14 protein-coding genes and 1 pseudogene are annotated in these 16319 nt (G+C 71.1%); 10 read left to right on the top strand and 5 right to left on the bottom strand.

What is annotated here, in order from left to right:
* The first annotated feature begins 118 nt into the window (after positions 1-118).
* Positions 119-1609, top strand: a complete 1491-nt coding sequence (locus tag LBW94_RS24010; RefSeq protein WP_225059104.1) for an MFS transporter — start codon at positions 119-121, stop codon at positions 1607-1609.
* Between the two features lie 261 nt (positions 1610-1870).
* Here the strand turns inward: LBW94_RS24010 and LBW94_RS24005 are convergent, their stop codons facing one another.
* Positions 1871-2359 carry a MarR family winged helix-turn-helix transcriptional regulator gene (locus tag LBW94_RS24005; RefSeq protein WP_225059105.1) on the bottom strand — a complete coding sequence of 163 codons (489 nt, stop codon included), beginning with the start codon at positions 2357-2359 and terminating at the stop codon, positions 1871-1873.
* A gap of 407 nt (positions 2360-2766) precedes the next feature.
* Here LBW94_RS24005 and LBW94_RS24000 point away from each other — a divergent pair, with 407 nt between their 5' ends.
* From LBW94_RS24000 to LBW94_RS23970, 7 genes are read left to right on the top strand one after another with little or no spacing between them, the layout of a single operon-like run.
* Positions 2767-3312: an MSMEG_0572/Sll0783 family nitrogen starvation response protein gene (locus LBW94_RS24000; RefSeq protein ID WP_225059106.1), complete on the top strand. Its 546-nt coding sequence runs from the start codon at positions 2767-2769 to the stop codon at positions 3310-3312.
* 11 nt (positions 3313-3323) lie between these two features.
* Positions 3324-4382, top strand: a complete 1059-nt coding sequence (locus LBW94_RS23995; protein WP_225059107.1) for an MSMEG_0568 family radical SAM protein — start codon at positions 3324-3326, stop codon at positions 4380-4382.
* Between the two features lies 1 nt (position 4383).
* Positions 4384-5838, top strand: a complete 1455-nt coding sequence (locus tag LBW94_RS23990) for an MSMEG_0567/sll0787 family protein (RefSeq protein ID WP_225059108.1) — start codon at positions 4384-4386, stop codon at positions 5836-5838.
* The gene (locus LBW94_RS23985; protein WP_225059109.1) at positions 5835-6746 is read left to right on the top strand and encodes a carbon-nitrogen hydrolase family protein; all 912 of its coding nucleotides are present in this window, start codon (positions 5835-5837) and stop codon (positions 6744-6746) included. Before LBW94_RS23990 ends, LBW94_RS23985 begins: the two co-directional genes overlap by 4 nt.
* Positions 6739-7980, top strand: a complete 1242-nt coding sequence (locus tag LBW94_RS23980) for an MSMEG_0569 family flavin-dependent oxidoreductase (protein ID WP_225059110.1) — start codon at positions 6739-6741, stop codon at positions 7978-7980. The genes LBW94_RS23985 and LBW94_RS23980 overlap by 8 nt, the downstream gene beginning before the upstream one ends.
* Positions 7981-7991: 11 nt before the next feature.
* Complete coding sequence (locus LBW94_RS23975; RefSeq protein ID WP_225059111.1) at positions 7992-8843, top strand: carbon-nitrogen hydrolase family protein; 852 nt, start codon at positions 7992-7994, stop codon at positions 8841-8843.
* Positions 8843-9937: an MSMEG_0565 family glycosyltransferase gene (locus tag LBW94_RS23970; RefSeq protein WP_225059112.1), complete on the top strand. Its 1095-nt coding sequence runs from the start codon at positions 8843-8845 to the stop codon at positions 9935-9937. The genes LBW94_RS23975 and LBW94_RS23970 overlap by 1 nt, the downstream gene beginning before the upstream one ends.
* 83 nt (positions 9938-10020) lie before the next feature.
* On the opposite strand, the pseudogene LBW94_RS23965 reads toward LBW94_RS23970, so the two are convergent.
* The 4 genes and pseudogenes from LBW94_RS23965 to LBW94_RS23950 all read right to left on the bottom strand — a co-directional run.
* A pseudogene (locus LBW94_RS23965) lies at positions 10021-10212 on the bottom strand (homoserine O-acetyltransferase); the annotation flags it as partial.
* 44 nt (positions 10213-10256) lie between these two features.
* Positions 10257-11579: a bifunctional o-acetylhomoserine/o-acetylserine sulfhydrylase gene (locus LBW94_RS23960; RefSeq protein WP_225059113.1), complete on the bottom strand. Its 1323-nt coding sequence runs from the start codon at positions 11577-11579 to the stop codon at positions 10257-10259.
* Positions 11580-11771: 192 nt separating this feature from the next.
* Positions 11772-12971 carry a cytochrome P450 family protein gene (locus LBW94_RS23955; protein WP_225059134.1) on the bottom strand — a complete coding sequence of 400 codons (1200 nt, stop codon included), beginning with the start codon at positions 12969-12971 and terminating at the stop codon, positions 11772-11774.
* A 175-nt stretch (positions 12972-13146) separates the two neighbouring features.
* On the bottom strand, positions 13147-13839 hold the full coding sequence (locus tag LBW94_RS23950; RefSeq protein ID WP_225059114.1) for a FadR/GntR family transcriptional regulator: 693 nt from the start codon (positions 13837-13839) through the stop codon (positions 13147-13149).
* Between the two features lie 96 nt (positions 13840-13935).
* On the opposite strand from LBW94_RS23950, the gene LBW94_RS23945 reads away from it, so the two are divergent.
* Positions 13936-14715, top strand: a complete 780-nt coding sequence (locus LBW94_RS23945; protein WP_225059115.1) for a (Fe-S)-binding protein — start codon at positions 13936-13938, stop codon at positions 14713-14715.
* Positions 14712-16190 carry a lactate utilization protein B gene (locus LBW94_RS23940; protein WP_225059116.1) on the top strand — a complete coding sequence of 493 codons (1479 nt, stop codon included), beginning with the start codon at positions 14712-14714 and terminating at the stop codon, positions 16188-16190. Before LBW94_RS23945 ends, LBW94_RS23940 begins: the two co-directional genes overlap by 4 nt.
* The last annotated feature ends 129 nt before the right edge of the window (positions 16191-16319 follow it).

Genomic DNA, 16319 nt, shown 5'->3' with positions numbered 1-16319 from the left:
TGTGCGGGCCGGATCGCCCCACGCCACGCGGAGGGCTACCGTTGCAGATTGTCTGCAACGAAACTATCTGCTAGTCTGGCTCTTGTTCCTCCGGGACCCGAACAGACAGGAGTGCACGATGTCGGTTCCCAAACTTGCTGCGCTGGTGGTGTTGTCGGCGTCCGCGTTGATGACGATCCTCGACGGCAGCATCGTCACCGTGGCGATGCCCGCCATCCAGCGGGATCTGGGTTTCTCTGCGGCGCAGCTGAGTTGGACGGTGAACGCGTATCTCATCGCCTTCGGCGGACTGCTGCTGCTGGCCGGCCGCGCGGGCGATCTGATCGGCCGCCGGACCGTGTTCGTCACGGGCAATGTGGTCTTCACCGCCGCCTCGGTGCTGGCGGGCCTGGCGACCAGTCCGGCCTGGCTGGTCGCGGCCCGGTTCCTCCAGGGCGTCGGCAGTGCCCTGGCGTCGGCGGTGGTGCTCGGGATCCTGGTCACGGTCTTCACCGAGACCCGGGAAAGGGCCACGGCCATCGGGGTTTTCAGTTCCACCGGGGCCGCGGGCGCCTCGATCGGCCAGGTGCTCGGCGGCATCCTCACCGATACGCTGAGCTGGCACTGGATCTTCTTCATCAACGTGCCGATCGGTGCGCTCACCGTCGCCGCGGCGGTGCGGGTGCTGCCGGCGGACCGGGGGATGGGGTGGCGCGCGGGCGCCGACGTGCTGGGCGCGGTACTGGTCACCGCCGGGCTCATGCTGGGTATCTACACCGTCGTCGGGATCGCCGACCACGGCTGGGTTTCCGGCCGCACCCTGGGACTGGCGGCGGTGTCGGTGGCGCTGCTGGCCGGCTTCGTGGCCCGGCAGGCGCGTGCCCGCACTCCGTTGCTGCCGCTGCGAATCTTCCGCTCCCGCACCGTGGTCGGCGCGAATCTGATCCAGATGCTGGCGCTGTCGGGGATGTTCGGCTTCCAGATCCTGGTGGCGCTGTTCATGCAGCGGGTGCTCGGGTACGGGGCGACCGCGACCGGCCTGGCCATGCTGCCCGCCGCCGTCTCGATCGGCGGTGTGTCACTGCTGCTCTCGGCCCGGCTGAACACCCGCTTCGGTGCCCGCACGGTCCTGATCGCCGGGCTGGTGCTGCTGGTCGCGGCGATGGCACTGCTGACCCGGCTGCCCGTCCACGCCGGATACCTCACCGATCTGCTGCCCACCATGGTGCTGATCGCCGGTGGCGGGCTGGTACTGCCCGCGCTGGCCACCCTGGGCATGTCGGCAGCCGGAGAGGCTGACGCCGGGCTGGCGGGCGGACTGTTCAACACCACCCAGCAGATCGGCATGGCGCTCGGGGTGGCGGTGCTGTCCACGCTGGCCGCCTCCCGGACCGCCGGGGCACTCGCGCACGACGCCACCGGTCCCGAGGCTCTCACCAGTGGCTATCGCCTGGCCTTCGCGGTCTCGACGGGGCTGCTCGCCGCCGCACTGGTCGCCACCGTGACCATCCTGCGCCGCCGGGGCACGATCTCGGCGACCGAGGCCGAGCACCGGAGCGACCGCGAGCCGGCGCTCGAACCGGGGGCCGGGCGTCGGGCCGAGCCCGAGTCCGGTCTCGCGGTGCGGTAACGCCGGATCGAACGACGGCTTGCCGGACCGGCCGCACACCGCGGCCGGTCCGGCAAGCCGTCGTCGGTGGTACTCACCCTATTGCTCACTGCCGGTGCGCCTTTCCCCGCACGCCCGAGTTCGGTTCCGGTGTGATACTCGTCCACGTCCACGGGAGTCGGCCGAAGCGCGCGCCGGTGCCTTCCGCCTGTCGCCGCCACGACGGGCGTGTGGTGCACCACGGTGCCGGTCGTCGGGGACCGGCTGCGGGACGTGCGAATGTCAGCGCGCGGACTGCCGGGCCCGGCGCGCGGCGACCGGGGTCTCCGCCGGGGTGGACAGCTCGCCCTCGGTGAGGCGGGTCAGCGCCCGCAGCATGACCGTGCGCTCGTCCGCCGGCAGCGCGGCCAGGGCGGTGCGATGCACCTCGTCGACGATGCGCATGCTCTGCTCCGCCACCCGGCGGCCCTCAGCGGTGACCTCGACGATGCGGGCCCGGCGATCGGTGCTGGACGGCCGCCGCTCGGCCAGTCCGGCCTGCTCCAGGGCGTCGATCGTGTTCACCATGGTGGTCTTGTCCATATCGCCGATCTCGGCGAGCTGGATCTGGGTGCGCTCCTCCTCGAGCGCGTGCACGAGCGCGCAGTGCATCCGCGCGGTGAGGCCGATCTCGGCCAGCGCGGCGGCCATCCGGGTGCGCAGCACATGGCTGGTCCGGTCCAGCAGATAGGAGAGATCGGGCTCGGTGCGTGAGGGCGCCATGGCGGTCATCCCGCCATTATATCCATTGCGGATAATCTGTATCCCTACCTAATATCGGCGGCCGATTCCGCGCGACGATCCTGTTACGACGGTGTGACGCCGCGCCGGACCGGCGACGGCGATTGTTAACCGCCGCCGCGAAAGTGCCAGGACGACGATTTCCCCGTCGCCGAATCGAATGGCCGCCGCGTCATGGGCATTCGGTGGCGAAATTCTCGTAATACGTTGTGCCGCAACACAACATGAGAGTCCACAAGATCGTCACGGCGGTGAACTCTCCGCTATCGCCAATTATTCCGGACGTGACCATTCGGAAACACGGCGAGCGTGCACTTGTTGCATCGCCGGATCCGGCCTCAGCCCGGACCAGGCGCGATCCATCGGCCTCCATCGCAACACCTTCCAGGAGTGAAGACATGTCCGCACCCGCCGAGCCGACCGCCGACATCGACCAGTTGATCGAGCAGAACATCGCGAAATCCCTTGCCGAGATCCCACATCCGGCCCTGCCCAAGGGCACCAACATCTACGGTGGGACGAAGATCTTCCCGGACTACCGCGCCGAGGCCGGCGAGACCTATTTCACGCTGGTGCACGGCATCGCGCACGAGTCGTCGGTGAGCTTCGTGGCGGTGCTCCAGGCGACCCGGGCGCTGCGCAAGGGTTTCGAATCCGCCATCTACTTCTACGGTCCCGGCGCGATCAACTGCATCGCCAACCGCGGCTTCCCCACCACCGGCGATGCCGGCTTCCCGGGTGAGCAGAACATCAACGAGGCGCTGAGCACCTTCATCAAGGAGGGTGGCACGGTATTCGCCTGCCGCTTCGGCCTGGCGCTGCACGGTGCGCGCGAGGAGGATCTGATCGCGGGGGTCGTCCCGGCGCATCCGCTCGATGTGCAGGACGCGTTGATCCACTACGCCCGCAAGGGCGCCATTATCAACTCCACCTACCAGGTGTAGGGACCACGGCGATGACCGAGGTGTCCACCCGCGTGGATCTGGCGCTGCGCGGCATACGCGTCGAGGTACCGGTGCGGCGGCGCGCCGGTGCGGGACCGAGCGACGACGGCCACGTGCTGATCGGCGGAATCGGTGCGGCCCTGCCGATCCGGGCCGACAGCCCCTACGAGATCCGCGGCGACCGGCTGCTGCTCGACGGTGCGGACCTCGGCATCGCCGTGGAACCGGTGCGCCGCCCGCGGTTCTACGATCTGCGCACCGCCGACGGCGTCGCCTACGAACAGATCGCCCGCCTGCACGGCGCGGATGTGCTGGCCACCACCGTGGTTCAGACCTGCATCCGCTACGCGGAGGACCAGCGCTGCCGCTTCTGTTCCATCGAGGAGTCGCTGGCGGCGGGCAATACCGTCGCGGTGAAACGGCCCGAGCAACTGGCCGAGGTCGCCGCCGCCGCGGTCCGGCTCGACGGCGTGCGGCAGATGGTGATGACCACCGGCACCTCGGCCGGAAGAGACCGGGGCGCACGGCATCTGGCCCGCTGTGTGCGCGCGGTCCGGGCGGCGGTGCCGGAACTGCCGATCCAGGTGCAGTGCGAGCCCCCGGGCGACCTCGGTGCGCTGGCCGAATTGCGTTCCGCCGGGGCCGATTCCATCGGCATCCACGTCGAGTCCCTGGACGATCGGGTACGCGCCCGCTGGATGCCGGGGAAATCCACGGTGCCGCTGGCGGAGTACCGGACGGCGTGGGCGGAGGCGGTGCGGCTGTTCGGCCGCAACCAGGTCTCCACCTATCTGCTGGTCGGCCTCGGTGAGGACCCGGACGAACTGGTGGCCGGCGCCGAGGAGCTCATCGCGATGGGGGTGTATCCGTTCGTGGTGCCGTTCCGCCCGCTGGCGGGCACCCTCGCGGTCGCCGTCGACGGTGCGCAGGCGCCGCCGCCGCACCTGCTGGCCGATGTCACCACCCGGGTGGCGGCCGCCCTGCGCCGGGCCGGGATGTCCGGCTCCGGGCAGCGGGCCGGTTGCGCGGCGTGTGGGGCGTGCAGCGTGCTGCCGAGTCTGGGCGGCTGAGATGACCACCGCGCGACTCGGCGAAACACAGTGCTGGGGTACCGGATTCGAGTTCTCGGCGGCGCAGCGCGCGGATCGCTGCCTGCTGTCCGGGCAGCCCGCGGCGGTGACCGACTACCTGATCCGGCCCGCCGGCGGCCGGGACCTGGCGGCCTATCGGACCCTGCGAAAAGCGGCCTTCGTGGTCGAGCAGGGCCTGTTCGCCGGCAGCGACGCCGACGATCTCGACGACGATCCGCGCACCGTCGTGCTGGTCGCGGCCACCGCCGACGGCGAGATCCGCGGCGGGGTGCGGCTGGCCCCGGCCACCGATCCGGATCTGGGCTGGTGGACCGGCAGCCGGCTGGTGGTCGATCCACACCGTCGCACCCACGGCCTCGGGCCTGCCCTGGTCCGCGCGGCCTGTGCCTACGCCGAGAGCAACGGCGTGCTGCGCTTCGAGGCCACGGTGCAGGCCGCGCACGAGCCGATGTTCGCGCGGCTGGGCTGGAACCGGCTGGGCGACCGCGTGATCGGTGGTGCGCCCCACGTGTGGATGCGGTGGCCGATCGACCGCATCCGGCGGCTCGCGCACGCCACCAAAGCGCCACTGGGGGCCGCCCTCGCGACCTTCACCCGGCATCCGATGGGGCTGGGCGGCAACGGTTTCCGGGGTGACGACGGAGCGCCGGTGCCCGGCACGGACCTGATCGCGGCCTGCGACGCCATCATCGCGTCGATGGTGGAACGCGATCCGGACTGGGCGGGCTGGTGCGCGGTGCTGGTCAACCTGAACGATCTGGCGGCGATGGGCGCCGCGCCGATCGGCCTGCTGGACGCCGTCGGCGCCCCCACCGCCTCGCTGCTGGACCGGGTGCTGCGCGGCCTGGCCGCCGGTGCGCGGGCCTGGGACGTGCCGGTGCTCGGGGGGCACACCCAACTCGGGGTGCCCGCGGCGCTGTCGGTCACCGTACTGGGCCGCACCGCTCGGCCGATCCCCGGCGGTGGCGGCCGGGCCGGGCACGACCTGCGGGTGACCGCCGACCTCGGTGGTCGCTGGCGGCCCGGATACCAAGGCCGCCAGTGGGATTCGACGACCCACCGGACGGGTGCGGAATTGCGGGCCCTGGGCGGCTTCGTCGCTGCCACCGCACCCGCGGCCGCGAAGGATGTCAGCATGGCCGGGCTCGTGGGTACCGCGGGGATGCTGGCCGAGGCGTCCGGAGTCGGGGCCGAGCTGGAGGTGGCCCGCATCCCGCGGCCGTCCGGCGCGGGGACGGCCGACTGGCTCACCTGTTTCCCGGGATTCGCGATGCTCACCGCCGACCGGCCGGGTGCGCGCATCGCCGACCCCGGACCCGCGACCTCCGCGGTGTGCGGAACCCTCACCGCCACCTCGGGAGTCGTCTTGCGCTGGCCCGACGGGGCCGTCACCGACGCGGTGCCCGGCACCGTCACCGGATTGGGAGAATCATGAGCGACATCACCATCTCGGTCGCCGCCGCCGAATTCGGCCGCGACCTCGAACAGTGCTACCGGACCATCGGCGCGGCGATCGACGAGGCCCGCGCCCGCGGCAGCCGCCTGCTGGTCCTGCCCGAGGCCTGCCTCGGCGGCTATCTGACCAGCCTCGGCGGCACCGACGAGAGCGAGGAGGCGCGGGCCCGCCGATTGCGCAGCCTGCCACCGGCTCTCGCCCTCGACGGGCCGGAACTGCGCCGGGTCGCCGAACTCGCGGGGGATCTGGTGGTGACCCTCGGCTTCTGCGAGGCCGACGGTGACACCCGCTACAACGCCGCGGTCACCCTCACCGGTGACGGCATCCTGGGCTCCTACCGCAAGGTGCATCAGCCGCTGGGTGAGAACCTCTGCTACGCGGCGGGTTCCGAGTACCGGGCGTTCGACACCCCGATCGGCCGGATGGGCATGCAGATCTGCTACGACAAGGCGTTCCCGGAGGCCGCCCGCGGCCTGGCGCTGGACGGCGCGGAGATCATCGCCTCGGTGTCGGCGTGGCCCACCGCCCGCACCGCCGCCGCCGAACGCCTCGAGGACGACCGCTGGACCCAGCGCTTCGACATCTTCGACCGCGCCCGCGCGGTGGAGAACCAGGTGGTCTGGGTGGCGTCCAACCAGGCCGGGCGGTTCGGCTCGCTGCGGTTCGTGTGCAGCGCGAAGATCGTCGGGCCCGGCGGCGAGGTGCTGGCCACCACCGGCACCGCACCCGGATTGGCCACGGCCACCGTGGATGTCGCCGAGGCGCTGCGGCTGGCCCGCGACGGCGGCATGTACAACCTGCGCGACCGCCGGCCCGAGGTGTACGGCAGCGTGGTGCAGCGCTACGGCGTGGTGGGACGACCGGAACGGGAGACCGCTCATGCCTGAGCATCGCGACGTCGTGGTGATCGGCGCCGGACAGGCCGGGCTGGCGATGAGCCGGCACCTGGTCGACCGCGGCATCGATCACGTGGTGCTCGAGCGGGACACCATCGCCCACGAATGGCGCGACAGCCGGTGGGACAACTTCACTCTCGTCACCCCCAACTGGCAGTGCGTGCTGCCCGGTTACCGCTACGACGGCCCCGATCCGCACGGCTTCATGCCGCGCGACGAGGTCTACCGCTGGGTGCGCGACTACGCGGGCACCTTCGATCCGCCGGTGCGCGAACATGTCGAGGTGACCGCGGTGACCCCGGCGGTCACCGGCTTCGACCTCGAAACCGGTTCGGGGCCACTGCATGCCGATCAGGTGGTGGTCGCGGTCGGCGGCTACCACGTGCCGACGGTGCCGCGCTTCGCCGAACGCCTGCCGGACACGATCACCCAGCTGCATTCGGCGCGGTACCGCAGCGCGGCGGAACTGCCGCCGGGCGCGGTGCTGGTCGTCGGCACCGGGCAGTCGGGTGCGCAGATCGCCGAGGACCTGCATCTGGCGGGCCGCCGGGTGCATCTGGCCGCGGGTGACGCTCCGCGGGTGGCCCGGTTCTACCGCGGTCGCGACTGTGTGGCCTGGCTCCAGGACATGGGCCACTACGACATTCCCGTGCAGGACCAGCCCGGCGGCCTGGCCCGCCGGGAGAACACCAACCACTACGTGACCGGGCGCGACGGCGGCCGCGACATCGATCTGCGCCGATTCGCCCTGGAGGGCATGGCCCTCCACGGCCGGATGATCGATTTCGCGGACGGCACAGCGCATTTCGCGCCGACACTGGAACGCTCACTGGATGCCGCGGACGCGGTGGCCGAGAGCATCAAGGACTCCATCGACGGCTATATCGAGCGTCGCGGCATCGACGCGCCCACCGAGGCGCGCTATGTGCCGGTGTGGCGGCCCGAACGCGAGATCACCGAAATCGACCTCGCCGCACACGACATCACCACCGTGCTGTGGTCGGTCGGCTTCCGCACCGACTACGGGTGGCTGCGCGCCGGTGTCTTCGACGGCGCCGGGCACCCCTGCCACCACCGCGGTGTGACGGCCACCGCCGGGCTGTACTTCCTGGGACTGCCGTGGCTGCACACCTGGGGCTCGGGGCGTTTCGCGGCGATCGCGCGGGATGCCGCGCACCTCGCCGACCGGATCACCGTCCTGGCCCGCGACACCGCGGCCGCCTGAGGCGCACCGGCATGACCGTCATCCGGATCGCCGCCGTCGCAGCACATTTCGGCGCGGACATCGCGCGCTCGCTGGACAAGCTGGCCGCCATCATCGAGCGGCTGGCCGCCGACGGGGTGAATCTGCTGGTGCTGCCAGACGCCACCCTGGGCGGTTATATCGGTGATCTGCGCCATCCGGATCCGGCGTCGGGTCCGGAGGCGATCGATCCGGACGGGCCGGAGATCCGGTTGTTGTGCCGTACCGCCGGTGACATGGTCGTCTGCGTCGGCTATGCCGAGCGCGCCGGTGCGGTGCGGTACAACGCGGCGGTGTGTCTCACCGGCGACGGGGTGCTGGGCCGGCATCGCAAGGTGCACCAACCGGCCGGTGAGCATCTGGCCTATGCCGCGGGCGACCGGTTCTCGGCGTTCGACACCCCGGTGGGCCGGTTGGGCATGCTGATCGACTACGACAAGACCTTTCCGGAGTCGGCGCGCACCCTGGCCCTGGACGGAGCGCGGGTGATCGCGGCCCTGTCGGCGTGGCCGGCCAGCATCACCGATCGCGCCTCCCGGATGCCCAACGATCGGCAGGCCCGCCTGTTCGACCTCTACGACCAGGCCCGCGCCGCGGAGAACCAGGTGGTGCTGGTCTCGTCGAATCAGACCGGCGTGACCGGCAGCCTGCGCTTCCTCGGGCAGGCGAAGGTGGTCGGCCCCGGCGGGGAGATCCTGGCCCGCACCTGGTCCAAGGGCGGGCTGGCGGTGGCCGATGTCGACGTGGACGCCGAGATCGAGCGGGCCCGGCGGGTGCTGCGCCACCTCGAGGAGCGCCGCACCGACGCCTACCACAACCTGACCAGCGAGAAGGGCGCCCACTGATGCGGATCGCGCTGCTGACCTACTCCACCAGACCCCGTGGCGGCGTGGTGCACACCCTGAACCTGGCCGAGGCTCTGGCCCGCGCCGGTGCGGACGTGACGGTGTGGACCCTGGGCCGCGGCGGTGACGACGGCTTCTTCCGCCCGGTGGATCCGGCGGTGACGGTCCAGGTGGTGCCGTTCCCCGCCGTCGACGGCGAGACCGTCGGCCCCCGCATCCTGCGCTCGATCACACTGCTGGGCAACGCCTTTCCCGTCGGCGACTACGACATCGCGCACGCCCAGGACTGCATCAGCGCCAATGCCGTCCCGCACTGCGTCCGCACCATCCACCACCTGGACCAGTTCACCACCCCGGAACTGGCCCGCTGCCACGAACGCGCCGTCGTGCAGCCCTACGCCCGCATCTGCGTCTCGGCGGCGGTCGCGGCCGAGGTCGAAGCGGGCTGGGGCCTGCGCCCCACCGTGATTCCCAACGGCGTGGAATACGACCGCTTCGCCGCGGCGGCTTACCCCGAGGCCGCACCGGCCCGCGCCGCCTGGCGCGACCGCCTCGGCCGCTACGTTCTGGCCGTCGGCGGCATCGAACCCCGCAAGGGCAGCCTGGATCTGCTGGAATCCTTCGCGCTGCTGTCCCGCGACCACCCCGGCCTGAACCTGGTCTTCGCCGGCGGCGAAACCCTTTTCGACTACCGTGACTACCGAGCCCGATTCGACACCCGCGCCACCGAACTCGGCCTCCACCCGATCGTCCTCGGCCCGGTCCCGCACCCCGACCTCCCCACCCTGGTCGCCGCCGCCGATTTGCTCCCGTTCCTCTCCACCAAGGAGGGCTTCGGCCTGGCCGCGCTGGAGGCCCTCGCCGCCGGAATCCCGGTCGTGGCAAGAGATCTCCCGGTCCTGCGCGAGGTCTTCGCCGACACGGTCCGATACGCCGCCACCCCACCACAGGCCGCCGCCGCCATGTCCGCTGCCCTCCACCCCGACCCCACCCGAATCACCCACGGCCGCACCCTCGCCCGCACCTACGACTGGGACCGCGCCGCCACCGCCCACCTCGATTTCTACGCGAGGTGTGCGGCGACCGCGCGTTGATTCGATGCCGAGACCGGGCAATGTCGTGTAATACGTTGGCCCGGTGCGGAAATCATCGTTCGCCGATCGTATGGAACGCTGCATGCCGGGCCGGTGACGTGGGAGTCCCCGGTCAACGCGTGTTCGACCAGCACGACATCGTCCCGGGCGGGGGAGACCTCACCCCGGCGCCGCGCCGCCGGCCGCACCTCCGGCGGTACCACGCCGCTCGCCGGCGTCACCGGACCCGGCACGACGATGCCCAGCCGCCCGAGGGAATTCGGGCAGCCGGGCATCCGGGGTGGATCGATTCGGGGACCTCACGACCCACCCCTGTCCGTTACTGCGCGGCGGCGAAACCCGCCCGCAGATCCGCGAGGATGTCGTCGATACCCTCGATGCCGACCGCCAGCCGGACCAGGCCCGGCGTCACGCCGGATGCCTGCTGCTCCTCCGGGGTCAGCTGGGAGTGCGTGGTCGAGGCGGGGTGGATCACCAGCGAGCGCACGTCACCGATGTTGGCGACATGGCTGTGCAGGGTCAGCGCCTCGACGAACTTCTTGCCCGCGTCCACGCCACCGGCCAGTTCGAAGCCGATCACCGCGCCGACGCCCTTGGGGGCCAGCTCGCGCCCGCGCTGGTACCACGGCGAGGACTCCAGGCCGGCGTAGTAGACCGTGGTGACCTCGGGCCGCTCCTGCAGGAACGCCGCCACCGCCTGCGCGTTCTGCACGTGCCGCTCGATCCGCAGGCTCAGCGTCTCCAGGCCCTGACCGATCAGGAACGCGTTGAACGGCGCGATGGCCGAGCCCAGGTCGCGCAGCAACTGCACCCGGGCCTTGAGCGCGTACGCCGGGGCGCCGAGGTCGGCGTACACCACGCCGTGGTAGCTGGGGTCCGGGGTGACGAAACCGGGGAAGCGCGGCTCGCCGTGCTCGTCGCGCACGGTCCAGTCGAAGGTGCCGCCGTCGACGATCACGCCCGCGATGGCCGCGCCGTGCCCGCCCAGGTACTTGGTGGCCGAGTGCACGACGATGTCGGCGCCGTGGGCCAGCGGCTGGATCAGGTACGGGGTCGGCACCGTGTTGTCGACGATCAGCGGGATGCCGGCCGCGTGCGCGACCGCCGAGATACCCGGCAGGTCGAGGATGTGGTTCTGCGGGTTGGACACCGTCTCGCCGAACAGCGCCTTGGTGTTCGGGCGGATGGCGGCCCGCCACTGCTCGAGATCGTCCGGATCGTCCACGAACGAGACCTCGATGCCGAGCTTCGGCAGGGTGTAGTGGAACAGGTTATAGGTGCCGCCGTAGAGCCGCGGGCTGGAGACGATATGGTCGCCGGCGCCGGCGATATTGAGGATCGAGAAGGTCTCCGCCGCCTGCCCGGAGGACAGGAACAGTGCCGCGACGCCTCCCTCCAGTGCCGCGACCCGCTGCTCCACCGCGTCCTGGGTGGGGTTGGCGATGCGGGTGTAGATGTTGCCCGGCTCGGCCAGCCCGAACAGCGCCGCGGCATGGCTGGTGTCGCGGAAGGTGTACGAGGTGGTCTGGTAGATGGGCAGCGCGCGGGCGTTGGTGGCCCCGTCGGGGGTCTGGCCCGCATGGATCTGCTTGGTCTCGAAGCTCCAGGCGGCGGTGGGGTCGATCGGCTCGGCGTCGGTCATCGTCAGGCTCCCTGAGTGGCGTGTGCGGACCTGCCCCGGGGTGCGATCCGGCGGCAGGTGGTCTGGGCACCACGGTAGGAATCGGTTGCCACGGCGGCGATAGTTGCGTTCGCTCTGAGTGCAACCTGCGGAAGACCGGACAATGGGCCGATGCTGAAGGTATGCTGTGCGGTCCGGCGACACCCGCCGTGCTCACTCGCCCAGCGACACCGGCAGTTCGGTCAGTCCGCGGATCAGGGTGCTGTGGTGGTAGCGCAGCGTGCGCACGTCGGCGTCCAGCCGCAGCCGCGGAAAGTGTTGCAGCAGTGCGGTGAACGCGATTTGTGCCTCCAGCCGGGCCAGCGGTGCGCCGACACAGTAGTGGATGCCGTGGCCGAAGGCCAGATGTCCGGTGGCGTCGCCGGTCAGGTCGAGGTCGTCGGCGGCGGCGAAGTGCGCCGGGTCGTGATTGGCGCCGGACAGCGCGATCTGGACCAGTTCGCCGGGCGGGATCTCGACACCGGCGATGGTCATCGGCTCGGTGGTGAAGCGCAGCGTGGAGACGTTCACCGGGCTGTCGAAGCGCAGGAACTCCTCCACCGCGACCGGCACCCGCGCCGGATCGGCTCGCAGTGCGTCCCAGCGGGTTTCGTCGCGCAGCAGGGCCAGCACCCCGTTGCCGATCAGGTTCACCGTGGTCTCGTGCCCGGCGACCAGCAGCAGGAAGGCCATCGACACCGTCTCGGTCTCGCTGAGCCGGTCGCCGTCGTCGCCGGGCGCCTGGATCGCCGAGAGCAGATCGTTGCCCGGATGGGTGGTCTTGTCCTGCACCAGATTCCACATGTAGGCCGACATCTGCTCGGCGGCCCGCACGGTGTCGGGGGAACGGGCGCCGGTGCTCAGCAGCAGAGCGGTCTGCTCGCGGAAGGTGTCCCGGTCGGCCAGGTCCACGCCGAGCAGTTCGCAGATCACCGTGATCGGCAGTGGCACCGCGAATTCCGCGAGCAGGTCGAACCGGTCGCGGCCGGCCAGCCGGTCCAGCAGGTCGGTGGCGATCTGCTCGATCCGCGGCCGCAGCCCGGCGATCTGCCGCGGTGCGAACGCCTTGCCGACCAGTTTGCGCAGCCGGGTGTGGTCGGGCGGGTCGGTGTTGAGCATGTGCGCGGTGAGCAGCGACTCCTGCGAGTTGACGTGCTGGTCGGCGCGCTTGTGCCGGAACAGCTCGACCAGCCCGGTGGCATCCTTGTGCAGCCGCGGATCCGCCAGTGCGGCACGCCCTTCGGGGTAGCCGACGACGATCCAGCGCGGGATGCCGTCCGGGAAGCTCACCCGGTGCACCGGCCCGTGTTCGCGCCACCGCCGGTAGTAGACCTGCGGCTCGGTGAAGAAATCGTCCCCCAGTGTTTCGATCATCACATCGACCACCTCCTCGACGCTACGGACCGCCACCGGACCGTGCAACCGGCCCGTGACGCGTCATCGCGGCGCCGGAGGTGAAGCGACACGGCGGCAACGGCTTTCGCCGCAGTGTCACCGAAACGCGATGGGGTGAGGGCCAACTCGCGCAACACCCGCGCAATCGGGTGGCTCAGGCGCCCGGATCGACCAGGGCGTGGAATCCGGCGATGTGTACCTGCACCAGTTCGGCGGCCTTGGCGCCGTGCCCGCGGCGGATCGCGGCGACGATCTCCCGGTGCTCGCGGCGCAGTTCGGCGGCGACGGCGGGCCAATCGGTCAGGCGCGACACCGCCGCCATCACGTAGCCGTGGATCGCCTCGCGCAGCGCCGACATCATCGCCTCGATCAGCAGATTGCCCGCGAGACCCGACAGCGCCACGTGTAGCTCGGCGTCGAGACGGTGGAACTGGTCGGGGGTGAGCGCCGGATCGTCCATCGCGTCGAGCAGGGCGTCGATCGCGGGCATCTCGGTGCCGGCCGCCCGGAAGGCGGCCTCCCGGACCGCCCAGGTCTCCAGCAGGATGCGGGTCTGCACCAGATCGCGCACCGGCAGGGTGCGGGTGGCGACGTGCAGCCGCAGCGCGGTGCCGATCGAATCGGCCGGATCCGCGGCGACGATGGCCCCGGCGTCGGGGCCGGAACCGGCGGAGGTGCGCACCACGCCCATCGCCTCCAGCACCCGCAGCGCCTCGCGCACCGAGGAGCGGCCGACGCCGAGTTCCTCGGCCAGGGCGCGTTCGGCCGGAAGACGGCCGCCCACGGCCACCCGTCCGGCCGCGAGGTCCGATTCGATCCGCCGCAGGACGACTTCATGGGTTCGCACCCCGGCAGTTTACCCCTTGTGGTCGGACCATAAGTCCGTCGTGGTCGGACCATGGTGCTACCGTGGTCGGACCACATCCGATCGCCGGGAGAGCCGATGCGTATTGCCCTGTTCGCCACCTGTCTGGCGGACGCGCTGTTCCCGGAGGCCGCCGCGGCGACCGTCCGGCTGCTGGAGCGGCTCGGCCACGAGGTGGTGTTCCCGGCCGGGCAGACCTGCTGCGGCCAGATGCACGTCAACACCGGCTATCTCGCCGAGGCGGTGCCGCTGGTGCGAAATCATGTGGCGGCCTTCGAGAGTGCGTCCTGGGACGTGGCGGTCGCGCCGTCGGGCTCGTGTGTGGGTTCGGTGCGGCATCAGCACGCGATGGTGGCGCGCCGCGCCGGTGACGAGGCGCTGGCGGTCCGGGCCGAGGCCGTCGCCGCCCGCACCTACGAGCTGTCGGAACTGCTGGTCGACGTGCTCGGGGTCACCGATGTCGGCGCCTACTATCCGCACCGGGTCACCTACCACCCGACCTGTCATTCGCTGCGGATGCTGCGGGTGGGCGACAAACCGCTGCGGTTGCTGCGCGAGGTGCGCGGCCTGACCCTGCTGGAACTGCCCGCCGCCGACTCCTGCTGCGGTTTCGGCGGTACCTTCGCGCTGAAGAATTCCGACGTCTCCACCGCGATGCTCGCCGACAAGATGAGCACCGTGCGCGGCACCGGCGCCGAGATCTGCACCGCCGGCGATTCGTCCTGCCTGATGCACATCGGCGGTGGATTGTCGCGGCTGCGCAGTGGAATTCGCACCGTCCACCTCGCCGAGATCCTGGCGGCGACCGAGGCCGGATCGAGCCCGCGGCGGTCGATCCGGGAACGGATGCGGCGATGAGCACCTTCCTCGGCAACCCGGGTCCGCCGCCGGGCACCGGCGATCTGCGTGGGACGCAGACCTTCCCGGCCGCCGCCCGGAAGGCGCTGGGCGACAGCCAGTTGCGGGCCAATCTGGGCGCCGCGACGGCGACCATCCGCGCGAAGCGAGCCGCCGCGGTGGCCGAGGTGCCCGACTGGGAACAGTTGCGGGCGGCCGGTAGCGCGCTGAAAGCCTCAGTGTTGCAAAGGCTTCCGGAGCTGCTGGAACAGTTCGAGGCCAATGTCACCGCGCGCGGCGGCACCGTGCACTGGGCCCGCGACGCCGCCGAGGCCGGCCGCATCGCCACCGACCTGATCCGCGCCACCGGCAGTACCGAGGTGGTGAAGGTGAAATCCATGGCCACCCAGGAGATCCGGCTCAACGAGCAGCTGGCCGAGCACGGGATCACCGCCTACGAAACCGATCTGGCGGAGCTGATCGTGCAATTGGGCCACGACACCCCCAGTCACTTCCTGGTCCCCGCGATCCACCGCAACCGCGCCGAGATCCGCGAGATCTTCCTGCGCGAGATGCCCGGGGTGGACCCGGACATCTCCGACGATCCGCGCGCCCTGGCGACCGCCGCCCGCACCTACCTCCGGCACAAGTTCCTCACCGCGAAGGTGGCGATCAGCGGCGCGAATTTCGCTGTGGCGGAGACCGGTACGCTCACCGTCGTCGAATCAGAGGGCAACGGCCGGATGTGCCTGACCCTGCCGGACACGCTGATCACGGTGCTGGGCATCGAGAAACTGGTGCCGTCGTTCACCGATCTGGAGGTGTTCATGCAACTGCTGCCGCGCTCCTCCACCGCCGAGCGGATGAACCCCTACACCTCGATGTGGACCGGCGTGCATCCCGGCGACGGACCGCAGCGGGTTCATGTGATCCTGCTCGACAACGGCCGCACCCGCGTCCTCGCCGACGAGGCGGGACGCGCTGCGCTGCACTGCATCCGGTGCAGCGCCTGCCTGAACGTGTGCCCGGTGTACGAGCGCGTCGGCGGCCACGCCTACGGCTCGGTCTACCCGGGCCCGATCGGCGCGATCCTCAGCCCCCAGCTGACCGGCCTCACCGGTCCGGACGACCCGAACGCGACCCTCCCGTACGCCTCCACCCTGTGCGGCGCCTGCTTCGACGCCTGCCCGGTCCGCATCGATATCCCGAGCATCCTGGTCCACCTGCGTGCCCACGCCGTCGACGCCCACCGCGGCGGCCTGCCCGGCCCCCAGGACCTGGCGATGAAGGCGGCCGCCGCCGCGATGTCGACCCCGTCCCGTTTCGCCGCCGCCGAACGCCTGACCCGCCTGGGCCGTCTGCTCGGCCGCGCCCGCGGCCGCATCACCACCCTGCCCTATCCGGGCTCGAAGTGGACCACCAGCCGCGACCTGCCCCTGCCGCCGAAGGAGACCTTCCGGCAGTGGTGGTCGCGCACCCACGAGGAGCGGAAATGAGTGCGGCACCGCGGCATCCGGGCCGACCCACGGTAGTGCCGGTGCCGCACCGCGGGACGACCGCAGCGGCAGCGCGGCACGAGGCGGAATCGACCGTGACGCAGGCGGCGGGGCAATGGCTCCGGCACG

Origin of the sequence: Nocardia sp. alder85J, from assembly GCF_020176955.2 — a bacterium.
Taxonomy (GTDB): domain Bacteria; phylum Actinomycetota; class Actinomycetes; order Mycobacteriales; family Mycobacteriaceae; genus Nocardia.
The sequence above is the reverse complement of the archived record's forward strand: the minus strand, read 5'-3'. Positions and strand labels throughout refer to the sequence as shown.